Here is a 16,944-nt window from a genome sequence, read left to right as displayed (position 1 = left end):
TGGCGCGGCCGGGGTAGAGGTCGGCGATGCGGCGCATCGCCAGGCCGGGCAGATACGCCACCTGATGTCCTGCGGCGCGGGCGACCGCGACAGGCAACGCGCCGATCGTGGCCGGCTGATCGACCACGACCAGCAGCGCCCCGTGCTCGGCGAGCTTGTCGAACAACGCCTTCAGCTTCGGTTCGGTGTTGGGCAATGGCCCGTCATGCAGTCGGTTGCCGTCGGGGTCCAGGCCGACGGCGTGGTGGTTGTCCTTGCCGACGTCCAGGCCGAGAAACACGCTGAGAGTGCTGCTCATCCACCATGCCGTTCGTTCGCCGCGATGTGGTCACCGATCAGGCATCGAGCGCCGGCACCCACGTTACGACGAGACCTACCAGATGGTGGCCGTGTCCCTATCAGCGGTCGGTCGATGCCACCAGACCCGGTGACACCACCCCCCGGATCATGAGTTCGACTGGGGGCGTAAGTCATGCCGGGCCTGGCGACCACAGCTCCTTGATCAGGAACTACGAAGAAGGTAACGGGGGCTCGCTCCCAGTAGGCAGCGGTGTCGACGGGGCGGGTGAGCTGCCTGCTCATTCCGGTGGATCGGTGACCCGATGCGTACCATCAGGCCCGCTATCTCACCGGTGCCCCGCGTAGCCGTGCTGAGACTGTCGACAAGCTTGTGCCACCTCTTGCCGGTGTTCGGTTTCAGGTCAGCCCTTCACGAGCCGTTCCGCTTCGCGGCGATCGAGGAGTCGTCCGTCTAGTCCACCGAATGGATGCAAGTCGCCGAAGACCTCGATTCGCCCGGTGGCGTCGATGCCGCCTGCGCGTACTGGATCGAAGCCCGCCGCGGAGATCAAGTCGGCCACGACCAGGCCTGCCTTCTTGTCGTCGGTGGCGTAGAACAGGACGGGCGTTGCACCGGCGTCCGTTGTGGTGGCGTCGAGCGCTTCCGCGGGAAGGGTGCCGAAGGCCTTCACGTACCGGGCTCCGTCCGGCAACAGCTGGGAAAGTTGCTGCCCGGCGGACACTCCGTCGGGGTTCAGGCTGCGCACGCCTCCGGCGTCGTCGGGTTCGATGTTGTTGGACGGGTCGATCACGATCTTGCCGACCAGCTGGTCTCGGTAGGTGGCCAGCAAGTCCTTCGTCGTCGCGAACCACGTCGCGAAGACGACCTGGTCACCGCGTGCGACGGCGTCGGCGGTCTCGGCGACCTTCACCCCCGGCCCGATTCCGTCGGCGACCTCCTGTGCGTTGCCGAGATGGTCGGCTGCCAGGATGACGTCGACGCCGCCTGCGGCCCCCGATTTCCTCTCCTGGGCAGGACTTTCGCCCGACCGGTTATCCATGGCGCTTTGTCGACGCCAATGCGGTTGAGGTTCGTGGCCACATTGATCGCAGGTCAGGCCGTGGCTGCGACCTGGTTGAGTTCGCGCATCTCGTCGGGTGCGAGCCGGAGTCGATCGGCGGCCAGGTTGTCTTTGAGGTGGGTGACGCTGGTTGTCCCGGGAATAAGCAGGATGTTCGGGGACAGGTGGAGCAGCCAGGCCAAGGCGACCTGGGCGGGGGTGGCGCCGTGCTGTCGCGCGATGGCGCGGACGACGTGATGGTCGGCAGCTTGGCCCGGCGGCCGGTTGCTGCTGGCGGACCTCCGGCCGCCGCGGTCTCGTCTCGTGCGGCACCTGGTTGGGGCGGTGAGCGGCCCGCGGATGCTCGACGACCCGCATGCGCGGCTCGGCGGGCTGGCCGAAGCTGCCGGGTTCGCCGTCATCGGCCAGGGTCAGCTCGGATTCCTGGCCTACGCGTCCGCCACGAAATGACGCATTTCGACTGCGCGGCGGGTGAGGCTGCGTCGGACTACGGTTGACCGCGCGGGTCGGCGCGCACCTCCCCCTCGTCCAGCTTCAGTTTCGGTTGCGGGCTCGGAACGCCGCAGTTTTGACGCGGTTCTGGCAGGCCGTCGAGCAGAACCGGCGGCTGCCGTTGTGCGAGGTGTCGACGTAGGCGCGGTCGCATCGCGGCGCCGTGCAGATGCCGAGCCGGTCGCGGGCCGCGCTGCCGAGGACGACAGCCAAGGCCGCGGCGCACGCTCCGGCCCACTCGCCGGCGACGCCGTCGCGGGTTCCGGCGAAGTGCAGGTGCCAGAAGTCCTGGCCGAGGTGGCGGACCAGCCGGGGCTGCGTGGCGTAGTGCTCCAGCAGCCGGTTGGCCCGCTCGGCGGCGCCATCGTGATCCGCCTCTGCGGCCGCGGCGAAGATCGGAGCCAGCTCTTCGGCCACCTGCACCATCGCCTCCGCCTCCGTGTCGGTGAGCAGCGGCAGATCTTCGGTGCTTTCCCCCGCCGCGCGCAAGGCCGTGGTGGCGGCTTCACGGAGGTCGTCGTCGACGGGGACGACCAAGCGGCGGCCGCGTTCTTCGCCGGAGGTGAGTGCGTTGACCAGGAGGACGGCGACCCGCACCGGCCCGCTGTAGTGACTGTCGAATTCCACTTGACCAGTTACACCTCATCCTGCGATTGTGACTGTCGTCCACTATAGAAGACGGTGACAGGAGGCTGGGATGCCGATCTCGAGCGAGCACGCACGAACGTGGATCAGCCGGTGGGACCGCCAGCAGGAGACCTACGTTCCGCACCGAGAAGAGCGCTTCACCGTGCTGCTCGACGCACTTGAAGCCGCCTGCGGCCGCCCGGACCCGCTGGTGCTCGACCTCGGCTGCGGGCCGGGTTCCCTGGCGGTGCGGGTGCTCGACCGGATCCCGGCGGCGACGGTCGTCGCGGTCGACGCCGACCCGCTGCTGCTCGGCCTGGCGGACGCCGCCCACCACGACCGGCCCGGCCTGCGCTTCGTCGAAGCGGACCTGGGCCGCTCCGTGTGGGGTGCTGATCTGGCCTTGAGTGGGCCGGTCGATGCCGCGGTCAGCACGACGGCCTTGCACTGGCTGCCCGAGCCGGAGCTGCGAGTCGCCTACGGCGAGCTGGCCGGGTTGCTGCGCCCCGGCGGCGTTCTCCTCAACGGCGACGACCTCGGTGTGGACGACGCCGCGCCCGGGATCGCGGAACTCGAGCGGAACCTGCTCCGGCGGGCCGCCGGCCCGCGTGGGGAAAGCCTCGACGACTGGCGGCAGTGGTGGGGCGGCGTCACCGAGGACCCGGCTCTCGCGGAGCTCGTCGCTCGGAGAGGAGCCGGCCCGGCTGCCGGACACCGCGGTGCCGAGTCGGCTCGGCTGTCCGCTCACGAGCGTGCCTTGCGAGCCGCCGGGTTCGCCGAGGTGGGCACGCTCTGGCAGCACGGCGGGAATCGTCTCGTCTGCGCGATCACGGGAGCGTCGATGGTTTGAGCCGGGTGATCGCCGGGCGGATCGTGAACAAGATTCGTCAAGGCACGGAGGACGTGGCATGGCGCACCAGCCCGCGATGGGCGAGCGCTCGGCCCGGGACCGTCTCGAATGAGCCTGAGTGGCGCGTGGGGCCGCAATCCGCGGGCCCACGCGGAACGTTTTCGGGGAGCAGCGTTTGCCGCTGTTGATGCAGCGGACGACCTGGTTCATCAGGCGCTGGCCCGTGACGTTGGCGAAGTCGTCGTGCTCCGAGCGCGGGTTGTGCTTTTCCCGGGCGAAGGCGTCCACTTTGTACTGTCCGTTGACCTGCGCGTCCCGGGGAATGTCGTAGGTCGGCAGATCCGCAGCCGCGGGACGTTCTTGAAGCCCGGCCGGTCGGCTCGCGGGACAGGAAGAAGTAGGCGGTCCGGGGAACGGTTGCCGGCTAGTCGTGGTCGGGGATGTCGTGCAGGTGGTGGTCAGCGGCATTCAGCACCTCTACGAGCAGCCGCCGGACGTGCCCGCCGCGCGCCTTGTAGAGCACTCGCCGTCCGTCGCGGCGCTGGCTGACGAGCCCGGCCAGGCGCAGCTTCGCCAGGTGCTGCGAGACCGCTGGTCGCGCGATGCCGATCGCCTCGGCCAGTGAGGCGACGTCGTACTCCTCGCCGCTGAGCAGCCAAAGCATCCGCATCCGGCCGGGGTCGGCCAGCATGCGCAGCGAATTCGTGGCCGCCTCCACCTGCGCGGCGGGCGGCAGCTGGGACCATTGGTCACCAGACTCGTCGTGTGCGTACATGTGCACCTATCATGGAGGCGAACCGTCGTCACCCAGGAGTCTTCCGTCATGCCCTCGCTGTTCGCACACCGGGACTACCGGCACCTCTTCACCGCCCAGCTGGTGGCGCTGTTCGGGACCGGGCTGACGACCGTCGCGCTCGGGCTGCTGGCCTACGAGCTGGCCGGCGCCGAGGCCGGTGCGGTGCTGGGGACGGCGCTGGCGATCAAGATGATCACCTACGTCACGGTCGCGCCGATCGCGGGTGCCTACGCCGACCGCGTCCCGCGGCGGGTGTTCCTCGTCTGCCTGGACGTGGCGCGGGCGCTGGTGGTGCTGGCGCTGCCGTTCGTGACGCAGGTGTGGCAGATCTACGTGCTGATCGTGGTGCTGCAGTCCGCGTCGGCAGCGTTCACCCCGACGTTCCAGGCTGTGTTGCCGGACATACTGCCCGACGAGCGTGACTACACGCGGGCGCTGTCGGCGTCCCAGCTGGCTTCGACGATGGAAAGCCTGTTGAGCCCGATGCTCGCCGCGGCCGTACTCACGGTGGTGAGCTTCCACTGGCTGTTCACCGGCACCTCGGTCGGCTTCCTCGCCTCGGCGGTCCTGGTGGTGACCACGCGCATCCCGGACGCGGTTCGCAGCCGTCGTGGCGGGGTCTGGGACCGCACCCTGGCCGGGGTCCGGATCTACGCCGCGACGCCGCGGCTGCGGGGCGTGCTCGGGGTGAACCTGGTCGTCGCGGCGGTCGGGTCGGTCGTCATGGTCAACACCGTCAACTACGTCCAGGGCGAGCTGGGCCGGCCGCAGGCCGACGTCGCGTTGCTGCTGGCGGGCAACGGCGTCGGGACGATGCTGGTCGCGCTGCTGCTGCCACGGGTGCTGGACCGCGTCCCCGAGCGCCGGGTGATGCTTGCCGGCGCTGCCGTGCTGCTGGCCGGGATCGTCGGCGCGATCGCGCTGTCCACGGCGTCGTCGGGGGTTTGGCGCTGGGCGGCCGTGCTGATCGTCTGGGCGGTCATCGGCACCGGCACCGGCCTGGTGCTGACGCCGGTCGGGCGGGTGCTGCGCCGGTCGAGCGCCGCGAGCGACCGGCCAGCGGTGTTCGCCGCCCAGTTCTCGCTGTCACACGCCTGCTGGCTGCTGGCCTACCCGGTCGCCGGCTGGGTCGCCACCGCTGCCGGGTTTACGGTGGCCTGGCTGGTGCTGGCTGTCCTCGCGGTCGCCGGGCTCGCCACAGCCGTGCTGGCCTGGCCGCGGACCGATCCCGCGTACCTCGAGCACACCCACGACGACCTCGGCGAGCACGACCACCTCGACGATGCCACCGAAGTCGGCGACGGCGTATACCGGCACAGTCACGAGTTCGTCATCGACCGCTACCACCGGCGCTGGCCCGTATCCCGCTGATCACCTCGGATGTTCGGGTGACGTCGGGAACCGAACGGACGTTTTGGACGACTACTGCAATCGCAGGGACAGTCCACTCCGAAGGGACGCACCGATGAAGTTCAGGCACGTCGCCGCGACCGTGCTCGCCGCTGCCACGGCGCTGCTGGCGACGGCGGTTCCAGCCTCCGCCCACGCCGGGCTCAAGAGCAGCAACCCGGCCGAAGGCGCTTCGCTGGCGACGGCGCCGTCGAAGATCGAGCTGACCTTCGGTGAGGCCGTGAAGCCCAACACGATCACCGTGACCGGCGCCGACGGTAGGAAGTGGGAAACCGGTGCGCCGACCGTCGTCGACGCCGTCGTCACGGTGCCGGTGACCCCGGCCGGTCCCGCCGGGAAGTACGTCATCGCCTACAAGGTCACCTCCGAGGACGGAGATCCGGTGTCGGGCACGGTGAACTTCACACTCACCGCCGCGGTTGCGTCGAGCACTTCGGCGACGTCGTCTTCGGCCGCGCCCACCAGTTCCGCACCGGTCACGAGCGTCACGCCGCAACCGCAGGCGCAGAACGACTCCGGGAGCGGATTCCCGGCCTGGGGCTGGGTTCTCATCGCGATCGTGGTTCTCGCGGTGATCGGCGGTGTGCTCGTCGCCCGCCGTCGAGGTCCCTCGACGTCCGGCAAGGAGTGACCGTGTTTCCTGCGCGTGTCGTGGCCCGGCCGGCCGCCGGGACCGCCGTGCTCGTCTCCGCGGTCGTGTTCGCCCCCGGCCGCGTCGGCGCACGGGATCTCGGGGTCCGCTGCCGATAAGAACACCCTCGAGTTCATCCCGCTCGGCATCGAGCACATGCTGCTGGGCTGGGATCACCTGCTGTTCATCGCCGGGATCGTCTTGCTCGCGGGAGAGCTTCGCCGCGCGGCGAAGCTGATCTCGGTGTTCGTGCTCGGCCACAGCACCACCCTGATCGCCGGAACGCTCGCGGGCTGGCGCGTCGACGCCACCGTGGTGGACATCGTCATCGCGCTCAGCCTGGTGTTCGTCGGTGTGGTCGGCTGGTTCGGCCTCGGCGTGTTCGCCTTCGGGCTCGTTCACGGTCTCGGCCTGTCGACCCGGCTGCAGGACCTTGGCCTCCCCGAGGACGGCCTGTTCGGCCGCGTGATCGCCTTCAACGTCGGCGTCGAAATCGGGCAATCTCGCCGCGAAGTTCGCGACAGGAGCAGCGGCAATTGTCTGCTGAGCTCCGTGCCCAGTCAAAGACTTGGGTGGAGATCGCGCAAGTGTTCACCGGGCGCTACAACGTGAACATGCGGGTGGCGTTGCGGCTGGTGCACGATTGGAGCCAGCGGGACGTCGCCGACTACTGGAATTCGCGGTGGCCCGATGAGCCGAAAACGTTCAAGAACTTCTCGTACTGGGAGTTGTGGCCGTCGGACACCGGGCACGCGCCCTCTCTTGTCGTACTCGGGCGGATGGCGGCGCTCTACGAATGCAGCGTCGCCGACCTCATCGCGGATGCTCCCGACTTCAGGGCGTCGGACGAGGCGCATCGGAGGCGCCAGCAGCTGGTCGAGCTGAAACCCACGGGTCCGGACGGGTTGCAGGAAATCGCGGCCCGGCTCGAGGACATCGATGTGCGTGACCTGGCACAGATGGCTTCGACGTGGTCCCACGCCGGGACCAACACCGTCAGCCGAAGGTCTCTGCTGTTGAAAGCAAGCGCGGCGTTGTCCTTGGCTTCAGCCGGCTGGGCCCTGGCGACCGATACCGCTGCCGCCCATCCGGTAACCGAAGTTCCTGAAGAAGGCGGCACTTTGACCGGAATTTGGCACAGCCAGTACGAGTATCCGAGTTCTGGTCGTCGCAAAGTCCTGACCGGCGAGCACTACGTAGTACTGCGCACGCACGGTTCCCGGCTGCTCGGTCACAGCCTGCCGCATTCGAGCGGCTCGCGGTTGCACCTGGAGCTGAGCAAGGACATGGCGGTCGCGACCGGCACTTGGCGTGAGGGAACCTCGCCGACTGGTTACTACAAGGGAGCCTTTTACCACGGCACACTTCAGATGGTGGTCGATCCTGCCGGGCGACGGATGAGCGGGATGTGGCTCGGGTTCGGCCGCGACTTCGCCATCAACAGCGGCGAGTGGCGCCTGGAGCGGTGTGGCACCGATGTCTCGAAGGCTGCCCAGCAGGCCTACCACGGCAAGGCTTGATCGCTAGCTCAGCACCGCGATGATCCGGGTTCCCGGCGGGAAAGCGCCAGCCTCGATGCGGGCGAACAGCCCGTAGAGCATCTTCGCCTCGTACACCCAATCCGGCGTGACGCCGTGGCGCTCGTGGAAGTCGGCGACGAAGCTGTCGAGCGCCGGGGTGCGCTGGGCGTAACCGCCGAAATGGAAGTCGACCTCGATGGTCCAGTTCGTGGTAGCCGTGCCATAGGCTTCCCGTTGCAGGCGAAGGACTTCTTCCTCCAGGAACTTTCCACCCTTGAGTACCGCGAAGCCGAGTGCGCGTTGCTGGCCGGCCAACCCGGCGGCGATACCGGCCAGCGTGCCGCCGGTTCCGGTTGCGCAGCAGATGACGTCGAATTCTGTGGTGATCTCGCCGACGAGTTCGGCGGTGCCCTGTACGGCCAGGCCGTTGCTGCCTCCCTCAGGGAGGAGGTAGCAGGGACCGAACCGGTCCTTCAGCGCGGCGAGCACGTCGGGTTCGGTCTTGCGGCGGTAGGTGGCGCGGTCGAGGTAGGTCAAGACCATGCCGTGTTCGACGGCGTAGGCGAGCGATTCGTTGAGCGGGTTGTGTTCCTCGCCGCGGATGACGCCGACCGTCTCGAAGCCGAAGTGGTGGCCGGCGGCTGCTGTCGCGCGGATGTGGTTGGAGAACGCCCCGCCGAAGGTCAGCAGCTTGGAGCAGCCTTGTTCCTTGGCGGCCTGGAGGTTGTACCGGAGCTTTCGCCACTTGTTGCCGGGTATCTCCGGGTTGACGAGGTCATCTCGCTTCAGCTGGAGGTGGACCCCGTGACGTGTGAGCCGCTCGTCGTTCAGCTCTACGAGCGGCGACGGGAGGCTCGCAAAGCTGCCATTCCCGTCTTCGCTCGAGCTCACCCCTCGCAGCCTAATACCTCTTTGGGACGGAGCTGCCAGGCTGCTGGGACGAAACCGGCATCATCGCGGCGCCGCTACTCAAGTTCGAGGTCGCAGCCCGGGTGAAGTAGCGAAAGGTTGTCACTCGACCGCCATCGCGATGCTCTGCCCCCTGGCGACCACCAGTTGGAGCGCGCGCAGGTTGGCGAGGTCGGTGAGCGGGTCGCCTGCGGTGACCAGCAGGTCCGCTGAAAGACCTGGTGCGAGCTGCCCGGTCGTATTGCCGACGCCCAGCGCCTCCGCGCTCGTCGTCGTGGCCATCTCGATGATGTCGGCGCGGTCGAAGCCGAGGTGCTCGTAGAGCTCGAGGGCGCCGGCGTAGTCGTCGAAGCCCGAGGTCCCGGCGCCCGCGTCGGTGCCGGGGATCATCCGGATTCCGTGGTCTGCCATCCAGGCGGACCGGCTGACGACCTGGTCGGCGCGGGCGGAACCGAGGCGGTCCATGAAGCCGCGCCAGTCCGAGGGCCAGGCGACGCAGGCGAAGATGCCGCGTGCGGCGATCTTGGCGGCGACGTCGTCGCGCAGGTCGTAGCCGCCTCCGCCCTCGCGGAGCCAGGTGCAGTGTTCGATGGTGGTGACCCCGGCGTCGGTGGCCGCGGCGATTGCGTCCGTGCCGTGGGCGTGGGTCGCGACGGGCAGGCCGGCGTTGTGGGCTTCGTCGACGATGGCGGCCAGCTCGGCCGTCGTGAACTGGGTGTCCCACATCTTCGGCGAGTTCGGGGTGATCTGGCCGCCGGAGGCCATGACCTTGATGACGTCCGCGCCGAGCTCGGCGTTCTGCCGCACCCGCGCTCGGAGCTCGGCTTCGCCGTCGGCCGCGCCGCCGAGGAACCAGCAATGCCCCTCCGGGACGGTGACCGGCGGGCCGGACGCGACGATCCGCAGTCCCTGTGGGTTCTGGTTCCGGAACTGGATGGCCAAGCCGTCGCGGTCACCGAGGTCGCGGACGGTGGTCACGCCGGAGCGCAGGAGCTGGTCCGCTCGGCCGGCCAGCTCCGTGTGGGTCGCCTGGGCGGCTGCTTGCGCCGGGTCGCCGCAGGCGTCGAACACGAGGTGGACGTGGCAGTTGATCAATCCGGGAAGGATCGTTGCGCCGGGGAAGTCCCGGTGTTCGGCGGTGGGAGACGCGTGGGCTTCGACGTCGGCGCGTGGTCCGACGAGGAGAATCGTGCCGTTTTGGACGAGCACGGCGCCGTCGGGGATCCGCTCGCCGGTGGGTCCGGGGAGGACCTGGTCGGCGGTGTAGAGCTGCTGCCGGGGCACCGGGGGGCCTTTCAGGCGGGGACGCGGAGCTGGAAGACGGCGATCTGCCGCATGAAGGGCAGCACCTGCTCCGGCGGTGCGTCACCGGGGAACGGCCATTCGTCGGAGACCCGGGGGAGACGGCTGAGGTACTGGGCGACAGCTGCCGCGCCGGCGGCGTCCTCGACGAGCAGAGCGTTGCGGGTCTCGTGCTCGTCTGGTGCGATGGTGCACTGCCCGGCCGCGAGCAGGTTGCGGACCCAGTCGCGGCGGCGGTCGGGGGAGCAGACGTACTGGATGCCGTCGAGCTGCACGAGCGCGATCGGAACGGCGTGCGGCTTGCCGCTGGTCCGGCCGGTCACCGTCAAGACGCGTAGGGCGTAGTAGCCCTCGCGGTGCGGCTGGGGATCCTGCGAGCGGATCCGCTCGAGCATCTGCAGGTTGCGGTCACGGATCTCGGAGTTCGAAACCGTGGTCACGAGGCTCCTTCCCGGGCCAGCGCCCGCGAGAGGTGGATGAGCTGCCGGACATCGGAGTTGATGTCCACGTCTTCGGGAGCGGCGACGAGCACGCCTGCCCGGCTGGTCGGCGTGTGGCCGCCGGCCTGGAGCTGGAGTGCGCGGCGGAAGGTATCGAGTTGTTGCTCGGCGGGGCGGCTGGAGTCGAAGCCCGCGTCGACGAGCTGGGGGCTGAGCTGCAGGAGGCCGTCGCGGATCTCGATCACACGTCGCCAGTACCGGTGGCCGATCCGGTGGGGGAGCAGCGTGTCCAGCCAGGGGGACAGGCTGACCGAAGCCAGGCTCCTTGGTGCGTCAGGGACGCTGAGATCGGATTCGCGCTTTATCGAGTCAGACCCGACGTGACAGAAAATGAATAACCACTGCCACCGCTGCCGGGAGCGAGATCGCCTTCAATATTCGGATGGCCGTACCCGGAGCGAGGGAGAGGTCGGCTGCTCCTCGGCGAAGAGGGCAGGTGTCCTCGTCGCCGAGGAGCAGCTTCGTCTCCCCGGTGACCGGCCGCCATCTTGCCTACCGGCTGGAGGCGGCAACCCTTTTCCGGGCAGCCCGCTTGCGGGGAGCCTTCTCGGGCGCCTCCATCTCGGAAGTCTGAGCTTGCTCGAACGCGGCGATCACCTCGGAGGACAGGCGTCCCCGTTCGGAGACCTCGTAGCCGTTGGCGTTGGCCCACGATCGGATCTGCTGGTTGCGCTCACGATCGGTCGCGCTGGAGGTGGTCGATTGGCCAGTGGCGACGCGGACCTTCCGGCCCCCAGTGCGGCGGCCGGAGGAGATGTAGCGGGCGAGTTCATCGCGTAAAGCAGCTGCGTTCTCGTCGGAAAGGTCGATCTCGTAGGTGATGCCGTCGAGGGCGAACGGGACGGTGTGCGTAGCGGGGGTTCCGTCGAGGTCGTCGAGCATCTCGACGAAGACCTTCTGAGCCATTTCTTCTCCTTAAAGCGGTATATACCAGTAATGTGGACTGGTCGTTGTTGCGCTTCGATGGATTCTATCCACGGTGATCGCGTTTGTGAAACCGGCCTTGTTGTGGATCGAAAAATAACGCGAGCGATGTGCCGCTCAGTCGAGTCGACAGCTCCTGGAGGCAAGTCACCGGTGGGCTGCAAATCGAGGCGGTGGGCAACGTGAATCTGCAAGTTGCATGTTCGACACTTTTGACGATGTCGCCGGTCACCAGGCTGATCAACCTCCCTGGACATCACACCTTGGCACTCCCAGTCGTGTCGCGACGACTTCATCAAGATCAGTCCCACGGTCGGTCACAGTTCCCTGGCGGCTCCCTTCGGGCCGTCCACCACCGGGGATCTTCGGCCCGCGAGGTCGGCCTATTCCCGGACATAGACCCTGTCTAGGGCGTGGTTTGGGCGTCCTGGATGCGCTGGCGAATTTCGGTAGCGAGGTCGGGGTAGCCGGTGTCGTCGTAGACGGTGGCGGCTTCTTGCCAGCAGGCGATCGCCTTTTCGGTGTGGCCGAGGTCGTGGAGGCAGCTGGCGAGGACATCCAGCGGTTCCGCGATGGTCTTGTCGCGGTTGATGGGCGCGCTGCGGCCGATGTCGATGGCCGCTCGGCACAGCTGGATAGCTTGCTTGGGTGCCTGCAGCCCTCGCCAGGCACGTGCCAACTGAGTCAATGCGTACGCTTCACCGGTGTGGTCTCCAACCTGTTGTCGCAGGAGTAGGCCGCGCTCGCCGTGCTCGAGAGCGAGCTGGTACTGGCCGAGGCCAGTATGGGCGGCGCTGAGGTTGCCTTCCACGACTGCCTCCATGCGTCCAGAGTCAATTCCCCTGCTCAGCGGCAACGCCTTGCCGAGCCACCGCAGCGACTTTTCGAACTCGCCCCGGCGCAGGAACATCAGCCCGCGGTCGTTGAGATTCCAGCCCCGGCGGGCGCCATCATCGAGGTGTTCGGCGAGAGCCGCTGAGCGGTCGATGTCCTCTCGAGCCTGGTCCCAGGCGCCGAGCGAAGACGCTATCTCTCCCCGAAGGGCCACAAGGCTTTCTTCTTGTGCGCGGTTGCCGGCCTTCTGGGCTGCGGTGACTCCCAGACTGCAAGCTTCGAGCTCTTCTTGCAGGCTGCCTGCGGAGCGGAGGAAGCGGCAGGCATAAGCGAGTGGGATGGTGTGGTGGTGGAGTTGGTGGTCGGCGGCATACTGCAACGCCGCCAGGATATTTGTGCGTTCGCTGGTGAGCCAGGCCCACGCCTGGTCGATGTCCGGGACGGGATGCTGGTGATCGGGTTCGGCCACGGCCGCCGGCATCCGTCCGAACCAGGGGTGGACGAGCTGGTCTGCGGTACAGCTGGTGTGGGTGTACCAGGTGAGCAGGGATTCGATGGCGCGATGGCGGTCGTCGGCTGTGTCGTGGTGCGTGGCCTGGTCGGCGGCGTAGGCGCGGAGCAGGTCGTGGAACCTGTAGCGGCCGCTCGCGGTGGGTTCGATCAGGTGTGCGGCGGCGAGCGCGGTTAGTTGGGGCCGGGTGTCGGCGGGGGATTGCTGGGCGAGTGCGGCGGCGGCGGGCAGGGTGAGATCGGGCCCGGGGTGCAGGCCGAGGCGCCGGAATAGTCGTGCGTGTTCGGGTGGGAGTTGCTGGTAGGACCAGTCGAATACGGCGCGGATGGTGGCGCGTTCGTCGGCGGTGTCGCTGAGGATGTCGAGGCGGGTGCGGTCGTCGGCCAGGTCGGTGACCACGTCGGCGACGCTGTGGTGGGGGTGGGCGGCGGCGCGGGTGGCGGCGATCCGTAGCGCCAGCGGTAGCCGTGCGCACAGCCGGATGAGGTCGGCGACGGCGTCGGGTTCGGCGGCGGCCCGCTGGGCACCGAGGATGCCGGTGACGAGAGCGTGTGCTTCGGGTATGTCGAGCAGGTCGAGGGTGAGGCGGTGGGCGGCGTCGGTGACGACCAGTCCGGTGAGGCTGTCGCGGCTGGTGACCAGGACCATGCAGCCGGGTGCGCCGGGCAGCAGGGGCCGGATCTGCTCGGGGCTGCGGGCGTTGTCCAGCACCATCAGCATTCGTTTGCCTGCCAGCAGCGACCGCAGTAGCGCCGATTGCTCTTCCGTTTCGGCGGGAATGGCGCGGGCCGCGACCCCGAGGGCGCGCAGGAATCCGCTTAGCGCCTCACTCGGTGTGGCCGGAGTACCGGGGCCGTAGCCGCGCAGATTCATGTGCAGCGTGCCGTCGGGGAACCGGTGCTGGTTGCGGTGGGCCCAGTGCAGCGCAAGGGTGGTCTTGCCGATCCCGCCTGCCCCGTCGACGGCGGTGATCACTACCGAGCGAGTTTCCGGTTCATCGAGGTTGTGGTGGTCGGGGTCGGGTGGGGCCAGGGCGTCGAGTGCGGCCAGGTGTCCGGCGCGGCCGGCGAAGTCCCGGACTGCAGCGGGCAGTTGCCGCGGAACCACAACGCTCGAGCCTCGTCTGGAGCCGAAATGGAGATGCCCGGCGCCTCCGCCTCTACCTGGCGGTATGGGGTTGGGTGAGTAGGGGTGGTCGGGGAGAGTGATCCAGCCGGTGGTGTCGGCTTCTTTCACCGTGACCGGGACGGGGCGCCAGGTGGCGGGTGCAGTGGCTGGGGTGTGGCGGATGACGTCGTCGAACAGGCCGTCCGAGGCGATCACTGCCAGCACTCCCGGTGAGGCGGCCAGCGCTGCTTTCAGGGGCGGGGCGTCGCATAGTCGGAATGTTCGGATCAGTGCGGCGGAGGAGATGCCGTGGGTGTCGTAGCCGACTTCGCCGGCGTGCAGCGCGACACGCAGTCTCAGCCGTTGCGGGTCGGGGTGGGTGTCGTTGTGCACCCGCAGCCGCGTGACCAGCGTTGGTAGCACCCTCTCCACGAACGCCGTTTTGTCGGCCTCTGCCGGTACAAGCGCGACGACGGCGTCTCCGCGCATCTCGCGGTAGCAGTTCTCCCACACCACCTCGGCTGCGGCGAACGCTGCCTGCATGACCGTGTCGAGCCCATCGCGTACCGCCTGCAGATGCGGCGCCGTCCGGCTTGGGTCCCCGAAGCTTTCGACATCCGCGACCACGATCAAATGATGCCGCGAACCCGACCCCCGCTCCGCCACCACCATCGCCCACCCTCCCTCACCTGGTCCCGCAAAGTGCGGGACCGGACCACGGTCGCAAGAATTCGGCAGGAAAGGTAGTCACTGCACTAGAGGCATCTGGTTTCGAAGCGGGGCCCTCGAGGTTCTGACCCGGGCGGTGGCCTGGAGGACATGCTTGGCCGACAACCGCGCCAGCCACCGGCTCATCCGCCAGTCCCGCTACCGCGGTTGCTTCGCCCAAAACCTGCTTGCCCAGCGCTCCGCCCTCTGCTGGAGGACCGGTGTTTGAAGGCCGCCCAGTTGAAGCAGTCGAACCCCGAGACGCCAGCCGCCGCTGGGTCGCTGCCTGTGTCGCCTGCCCTTGCCGAGCGGCGGCCTGCGTCGTGGCGCCACCCTGTCGGTCTCGGGCTAGACCGCGCGTTACCGGTTGGTGTATCCGGGCAGCACGGTGATCGTCCAGTGCTCGAGCCCGGTGGGGTTGGCGTTGTCGAGCGGCGGTGTAAATGAGGAGGGCGATACCAGCAGGCGGCGTGTGATCACGACGTCGCGGTGGCCGGATGCGGGGACGGTGAACTGAGTTTCGGGCTGTATGAAGTCAGGGGTCGCGAACTGCAGCTTGCTGCCGGCGAAGACAAAAGTGCCGCTTTGGGTGTGGAGGAGGGGATCGTCGGTCGGTTTCGGGTCGTCGAAGGGCTCGGCAGGGAGTTCGATATTGACCGTGATGATGTGGGACTGGAACGCGCTGGCGAGTGCGATGCCGTTCGGTCCGAACGCGCAGATGTCGCCGGCGTCGAGCAGCCCGTCGACGAGGTCGCTCGGGATCTCGGTTCCGGTGGGAGTGACGTTGGCGAGGAAGAACAGCCCGGGATAGACGGCGACGGTGCGGTGGACCCGTTGGATCACGGTCATGGGTTGCACGGTAGCAGGGGTTGGTGCGCGAACCTGGGGTCCGCGCACCAACCCGGTTTACCTGATGGCGAGTGCCGGATCAGGTTGCGCTTACGAAGTAGCCGTCGCTGTCGAGAATCCGGTAGTCCTTGTAGAAGGTGCCGACGTCGTTGCCGGCGCTGCGGTTCTGGGACAGGGCGATCGGTTTGGCGGAGTAGCCGACAGTGCCGCCGTTGTCGCTGTAGGCGGCGCCTTGGTAGGTGGAGCGGAACGGGTATTCGTCGCAGTCGAGGGTACCGCCTTGGGTATAGCCGGTTCCCCAGAATTCGACGCAGGTGGCGACGGCTTTGGCGTGATTGCGGTTGTAGGTGGCGGTGTCGTAGGCGGGGTAGAGCCGGGTCAGCGGGGTGCCGGCCTCGACGGAGCCGGGGATGAGGGTGAAGGTGCCGGGTTTGGTGGTTTCCGGGTGGTACTGGGCTGCGGCGATGTGGTCGACGATGTCGGGGTACTTGCTGCGGACGGGGCCGAAGTTCATGACCGGGGTGCGGGCGGTGAACACGCATCCTTGGGCGGCGCCGGGGATGTAGGTGGCGGTGTCGCAGCGGAAGAAGTCGGTGCGGTCGATGACCGGGCGGGTGTTGGTGACCGGGTCGTAGAAGGTCTGGCCGACTTCGTAGAAGGCCTTGCCGTCGCGGGCGGTGGTGGTGCCGCTGGGGATGATGGTTTGCCAGAAGCGGTGTTCGCCGGTGACCCATTCGCCCATGGTTTTGAGGGTCATGTCCGAGGTGGAGCAGCTGGTGCTGATCGCGCTGCACATGACCTGGATCCCGACCTGGGTGCCGTACCACTCCGGCGGAGGGTTGCCTTCCACCTGGCCGTCATGGATGTACACGTCGGCGCGGATGCCTTGGGTGCCGTCGGTGGCTGCGGTGTAGGCGGTGGTGACCAGGAAGGTCAGCGAACCGTCCTCGGGTCGGCCGATGCCGAACCCGTAGGTGCGGCAGCTGGAGAACCGGTCCTTGTGCTGGAAGTTCGGCTCCCCGGTGTCGATCTCGAGGCACTCATCGGGGCTGACCGCAGCAGCCGCGCGTGGCTGCCCGGGTACGACGGTGGCGGAGCCGTCCTTGTTGAACAGCTGGGTGGTGAAGGTGCGCTCCCGGGCGAGGCGCTGTGTCAGGGTGTCCATCGGCGCGCCGAACTGGTTCTTCGCCTGACCGTCACCGGCAGGCACCGGGGTGACGCGGTCTTTCTCCACGATGAAGAACGGTGGCGCTTGCGCTGCGAAGGCGGCCGGCGCCACGACCGCGGACGCGGTCGTAATCAAGAAAAAGGACAGCAAAAAGCGCAATGATCTACTCACGGTATTCCCCTCGCGCGCACGGGAGCGCGCACCACTAGCCGCTCCAGCGGAGCGGCGGTTGGACTGCAGACAGCCACGTGAGGCGAGGACTGTGGGCCTCCCAACCCGCAATCAGACATTCACCCCAATGCGTGACAAGATCACCATGGCATGAACCGTCGCGGCGTCCAAGCAGCTATCCGGGTAACTCGCGGGGCATCCATGACACTCAGCGGTGAACAGTTATGCGCCAATGGGGTGGAGTTGGAGGCTGGCCTCGGCCGTGCCGCACGTT

The 16,944-nt window shown here is 68.0% G+C and carries 19 protein-coding genes and 1 pseudogene; 6 read left to right on the top strand and 14 right to left on the bottom strand.

What is annotated here, in order from left to right; all coding sequences use genetic code 11:
- The 3 genes from G3I65_RS30025 to G3I65_RS57635 all read right to left on the bottom strand — a co-directional run.
- A partial coding sequence (locus G3I65_RS30025) for a transposase (protein WP_203612544.1) occupies positions 1-298 on the bottom strand: 298 nt, incomplete at its 3' end.
- A gap of 403 nt (positions 299-701) precedes the next feature.
- Entirely contained in the window at positions 702-1,340 is a 639-nt protein-coding gene (locus G3I65_RS30020) for an NADPH-dependent F420 reductase (protein WP_160699083.1), read from the bottom strand.
- A 53-nt stretch (positions 1,341-1,393) separates the two neighbouring features.
- Complete coding sequence (locus G3I65_RS57635; protein ID WP_309235802.1) at positions 1,394-1,702, bottom strand: aldo/keto reductase; 309 nt, start codon at positions 1,700-1,702, stop codon at positions 1,394-1,396.
- On the opposite strand from G3I65_RS57635, the gene G3I65_RS57630 reads away from it, so the two are divergent.
- Positions 1,665-1,811, top strand: a complete 147-nt coding sequence (locus G3I65_RS57630) for a hypothetical protein (protein WP_239071540.1) — start codon at positions 1,665-1,667, stop codon at positions 1,809-1,811. The two genes, G3I65_RS57635 and G3I65_RS57630, sit on opposite strands and share 38 nt — an antisense overlap.
- A gap of 84 nt (positions 1,812-1,895) precedes the next feature.
- On the opposite strand, the gene G3I65_RS30010 is transcribed toward G3I65_RS57630, so the two are convergent.
- Entirely contained in the window at positions 1,896-2,480 is a 585-nt protein-coding gene (locus G3I65_RS30010; RefSeq protein WP_160699081.1) for a CGNR zinc finger domain-containing protein, read from the bottom strand.
- Positions 2,481-2,550: 70 nt separating this feature from the next.
- On the opposite strand from G3I65_RS30010, the gene G3I65_RS30005 reads away from it, so the two are divergent.
- A complete protein-coding gene (locus G3I65_RS30005; protein ID WP_160699080.1) occupies positions 2,551-3,330 on the top strand; it encodes a trans-aconitate 2-methyltransferase in 780 nt (259 codons plus the stop codon).
- Positions 3,331-3,495: 165 nt separating this feature from the next.
- Here the strand turns inward: G3I65_RS30005 and G3I65_RS59120 are convergent.
- Together G3I65_RS59120 and G3I65_RS30000 are read right to left on the bottom strand one after the other, a co-directional pair.
- A pseudogene (locus G3I65_RS59120) lies at positions 3,496-3,698 on the bottom strand (hypothetical protein); the annotation flags it as partial.
- A 56-nt stretch (positions 3,699-3,754) separates the two neighbouring features.
- Complete coding sequence (locus tag G3I65_RS30000) at positions 3,755-4,105, bottom strand: metalloregulator ArsR/SmtB family transcription factor (RefSeq protein ID WP_160699079.1); 351 nt, start codon at positions 4,103-4,105, stop codon at positions 3,755-3,757.
- Between the two features lie 48 nt (positions 4,106-4,153).
- On the opposite strand from G3I65_RS30000, the gene G3I65_RS29995 reads away from it, so the two are divergent.
- The 4 genes from G3I65_RS29995 to G3I65_RS29980 all read left to right on the top strand — a co-directional run bounded on the left by G3I65_RS29995 (position 4,154) and on the right by G3I65_RS29980 (position 7,687).
- The gene (locus G3I65_RS29995) at positions 4,154-5,497 is read left to right on the top strand and encodes an MFS transporter (RefSeq protein ID WP_160699078.1); all 1,344 of its coding nucleotides are present in this window, start codon (positions 4,154-4,156) and stop codon (positions 5,495-5,497) included.
- Positions 5,498-5,591: 94 nt separating this feature from the next.
- Positions 5,592-6,167: a copper resistance CopC family protein gene (locus G3I65_RS29990; RefSeq protein WP_160699077.1), complete on the top strand. Its 576-nt coding sequence runs from the start codon at positions 5,592-5,594 to the stop codon at positions 6,165-6,167.
- Positions 6,168-6,182: 15 nt separating this feature from the next.
- The gene (locus G3I65_RS29985; protein WP_309235798.1) at positions 6,183-6,779 is read left to right on the top strand and encodes a HupE/UreJ family protein; all 597 of its coding nucleotides are present in this window, start codon (positions 6,183-6,185) and stop codon (positions 6,777-6,779) included.
- Positions 6,740-7,687 (top strand): hypothetical protein, encoded by a 948-nt coding sequence (locus G3I65_RS29980; protein WP_160699075.1) that lies wholly within the window; start codon positions 6,740-6,742, stop codon positions 7,685-7,687. The genes G3I65_RS29985 and G3I65_RS29980 overlap by 40 nt, the downstream gene beginning before the upstream one ends.
- A gap of 3 nt (positions 7,688-7,690) precedes the next feature.
- Here G3I65_RS29980 and G3I65_RS29975 read toward each other — a convergent pair whose 3' ends face one another.
- The 8 genes from G3I65_RS29975 to G3I65_RS29940 form a co-directional block, all read right to left on the bottom strand.
- Positions 7,691-8,578 (bottom strand): 1-aminocyclopropane-1-carboxylate deaminase/D-cysteine desulfhydrase, encoded by an 888-nt coding sequence (locus G3I65_RS29975; protein ID WP_160699074.1) that lies wholly within the window; start codon positions 8,576-8,578, stop codon positions 7,691-7,693.
- A gap of 120 nt (positions 8,579-8,698) precedes the next feature.
- Complete coding sequence (locus tag G3I65_RS29970) at positions 8,699-9,880, bottom strand: amidohydrolase family protein (RefSeq protein WP_160699073.1); 1,182 nt, start codon at positions 9,878-9,880, stop codon at positions 8,699-8,701.
- Positions 9,881-9,891: 11 nt separating this feature from the next.
- Entirely contained in the window at positions 9,892-10,338 is a 447-nt protein-coding gene (locus G3I65_RS29965) for a nitroreductase family deazaflavin-dependent oxidoreductase (protein ID WP_160699072.1), read from the bottom strand.
- Positions 10,335-10,631, bottom strand: a complete 297-nt coding sequence (locus G3I65_RS29960; protein WP_309235801.1) for a DUF6545 domain-containing protein — start codon at positions 10,629-10,631, stop codon at positions 10,335-10,337. The genes G3I65_RS29965 and G3I65_RS29960 overlap by 4 nt, the downstream gene beginning before the upstream one ends.
- 259 nt (positions 10,632-10,890) lie before the next feature.
- On the bottom strand, positions 10,891-11,304 hold the full coding sequence (locus G3I65_RS29955) for an Lsr2 family protein (protein WP_160699070.1): 414 nt from the start codon (positions 11,302-11,304) through the stop codon (positions 10,891-10,893).
- Positions 11,305-11,728: 424 nt separating this feature from the next.
- Positions 11,729-14,446 (bottom strand): NB-ARC domain-containing protein, encoded by a 2,718-nt coding sequence (locus G3I65_RS58375; protein WP_160699069.1) that lies wholly within the window; start codon positions 14,444-14,446, stop codon positions 11,729-11,731.
- 396 nt (positions 14,447-14,842) lie between these two features.
- Positions 14,843-15,331 (bottom strand): hypothetical protein, encoded by a 489-nt coding sequence (locus G3I65_RS29945; protein ID WP_160699068.1) that lies wholly within the window; start codon positions 15,329-15,331, stop codon positions 14,843-14,845.
- 79 nt (positions 15,332-15,410) lie between these two features.
- Entirely contained in the window at positions 15,411-16,670 is a 1,260-nt protein-coding gene (locus tag G3I65_RS29940; protein WP_160699067.1) for a hypothetical protein, read from the bottom strand.
- Between the last annotated feature and the right edge of the window lie 274 nt (positions 16,671-16,944).

Source organism: Amycolatopsis sp. SID8362 (assembly GCF_010550475.1).
Classification (GTDB): domain Bacteria; phylum Actinomycetota; class Actinomycetes; order Mycobacteriales; family Pseudonocardiaceae; genus Amycolatopsis; species Amycolatopsis eburnea.
This window is presented reverse-complemented; position numbering and strand designations above follow the sequence as displayed.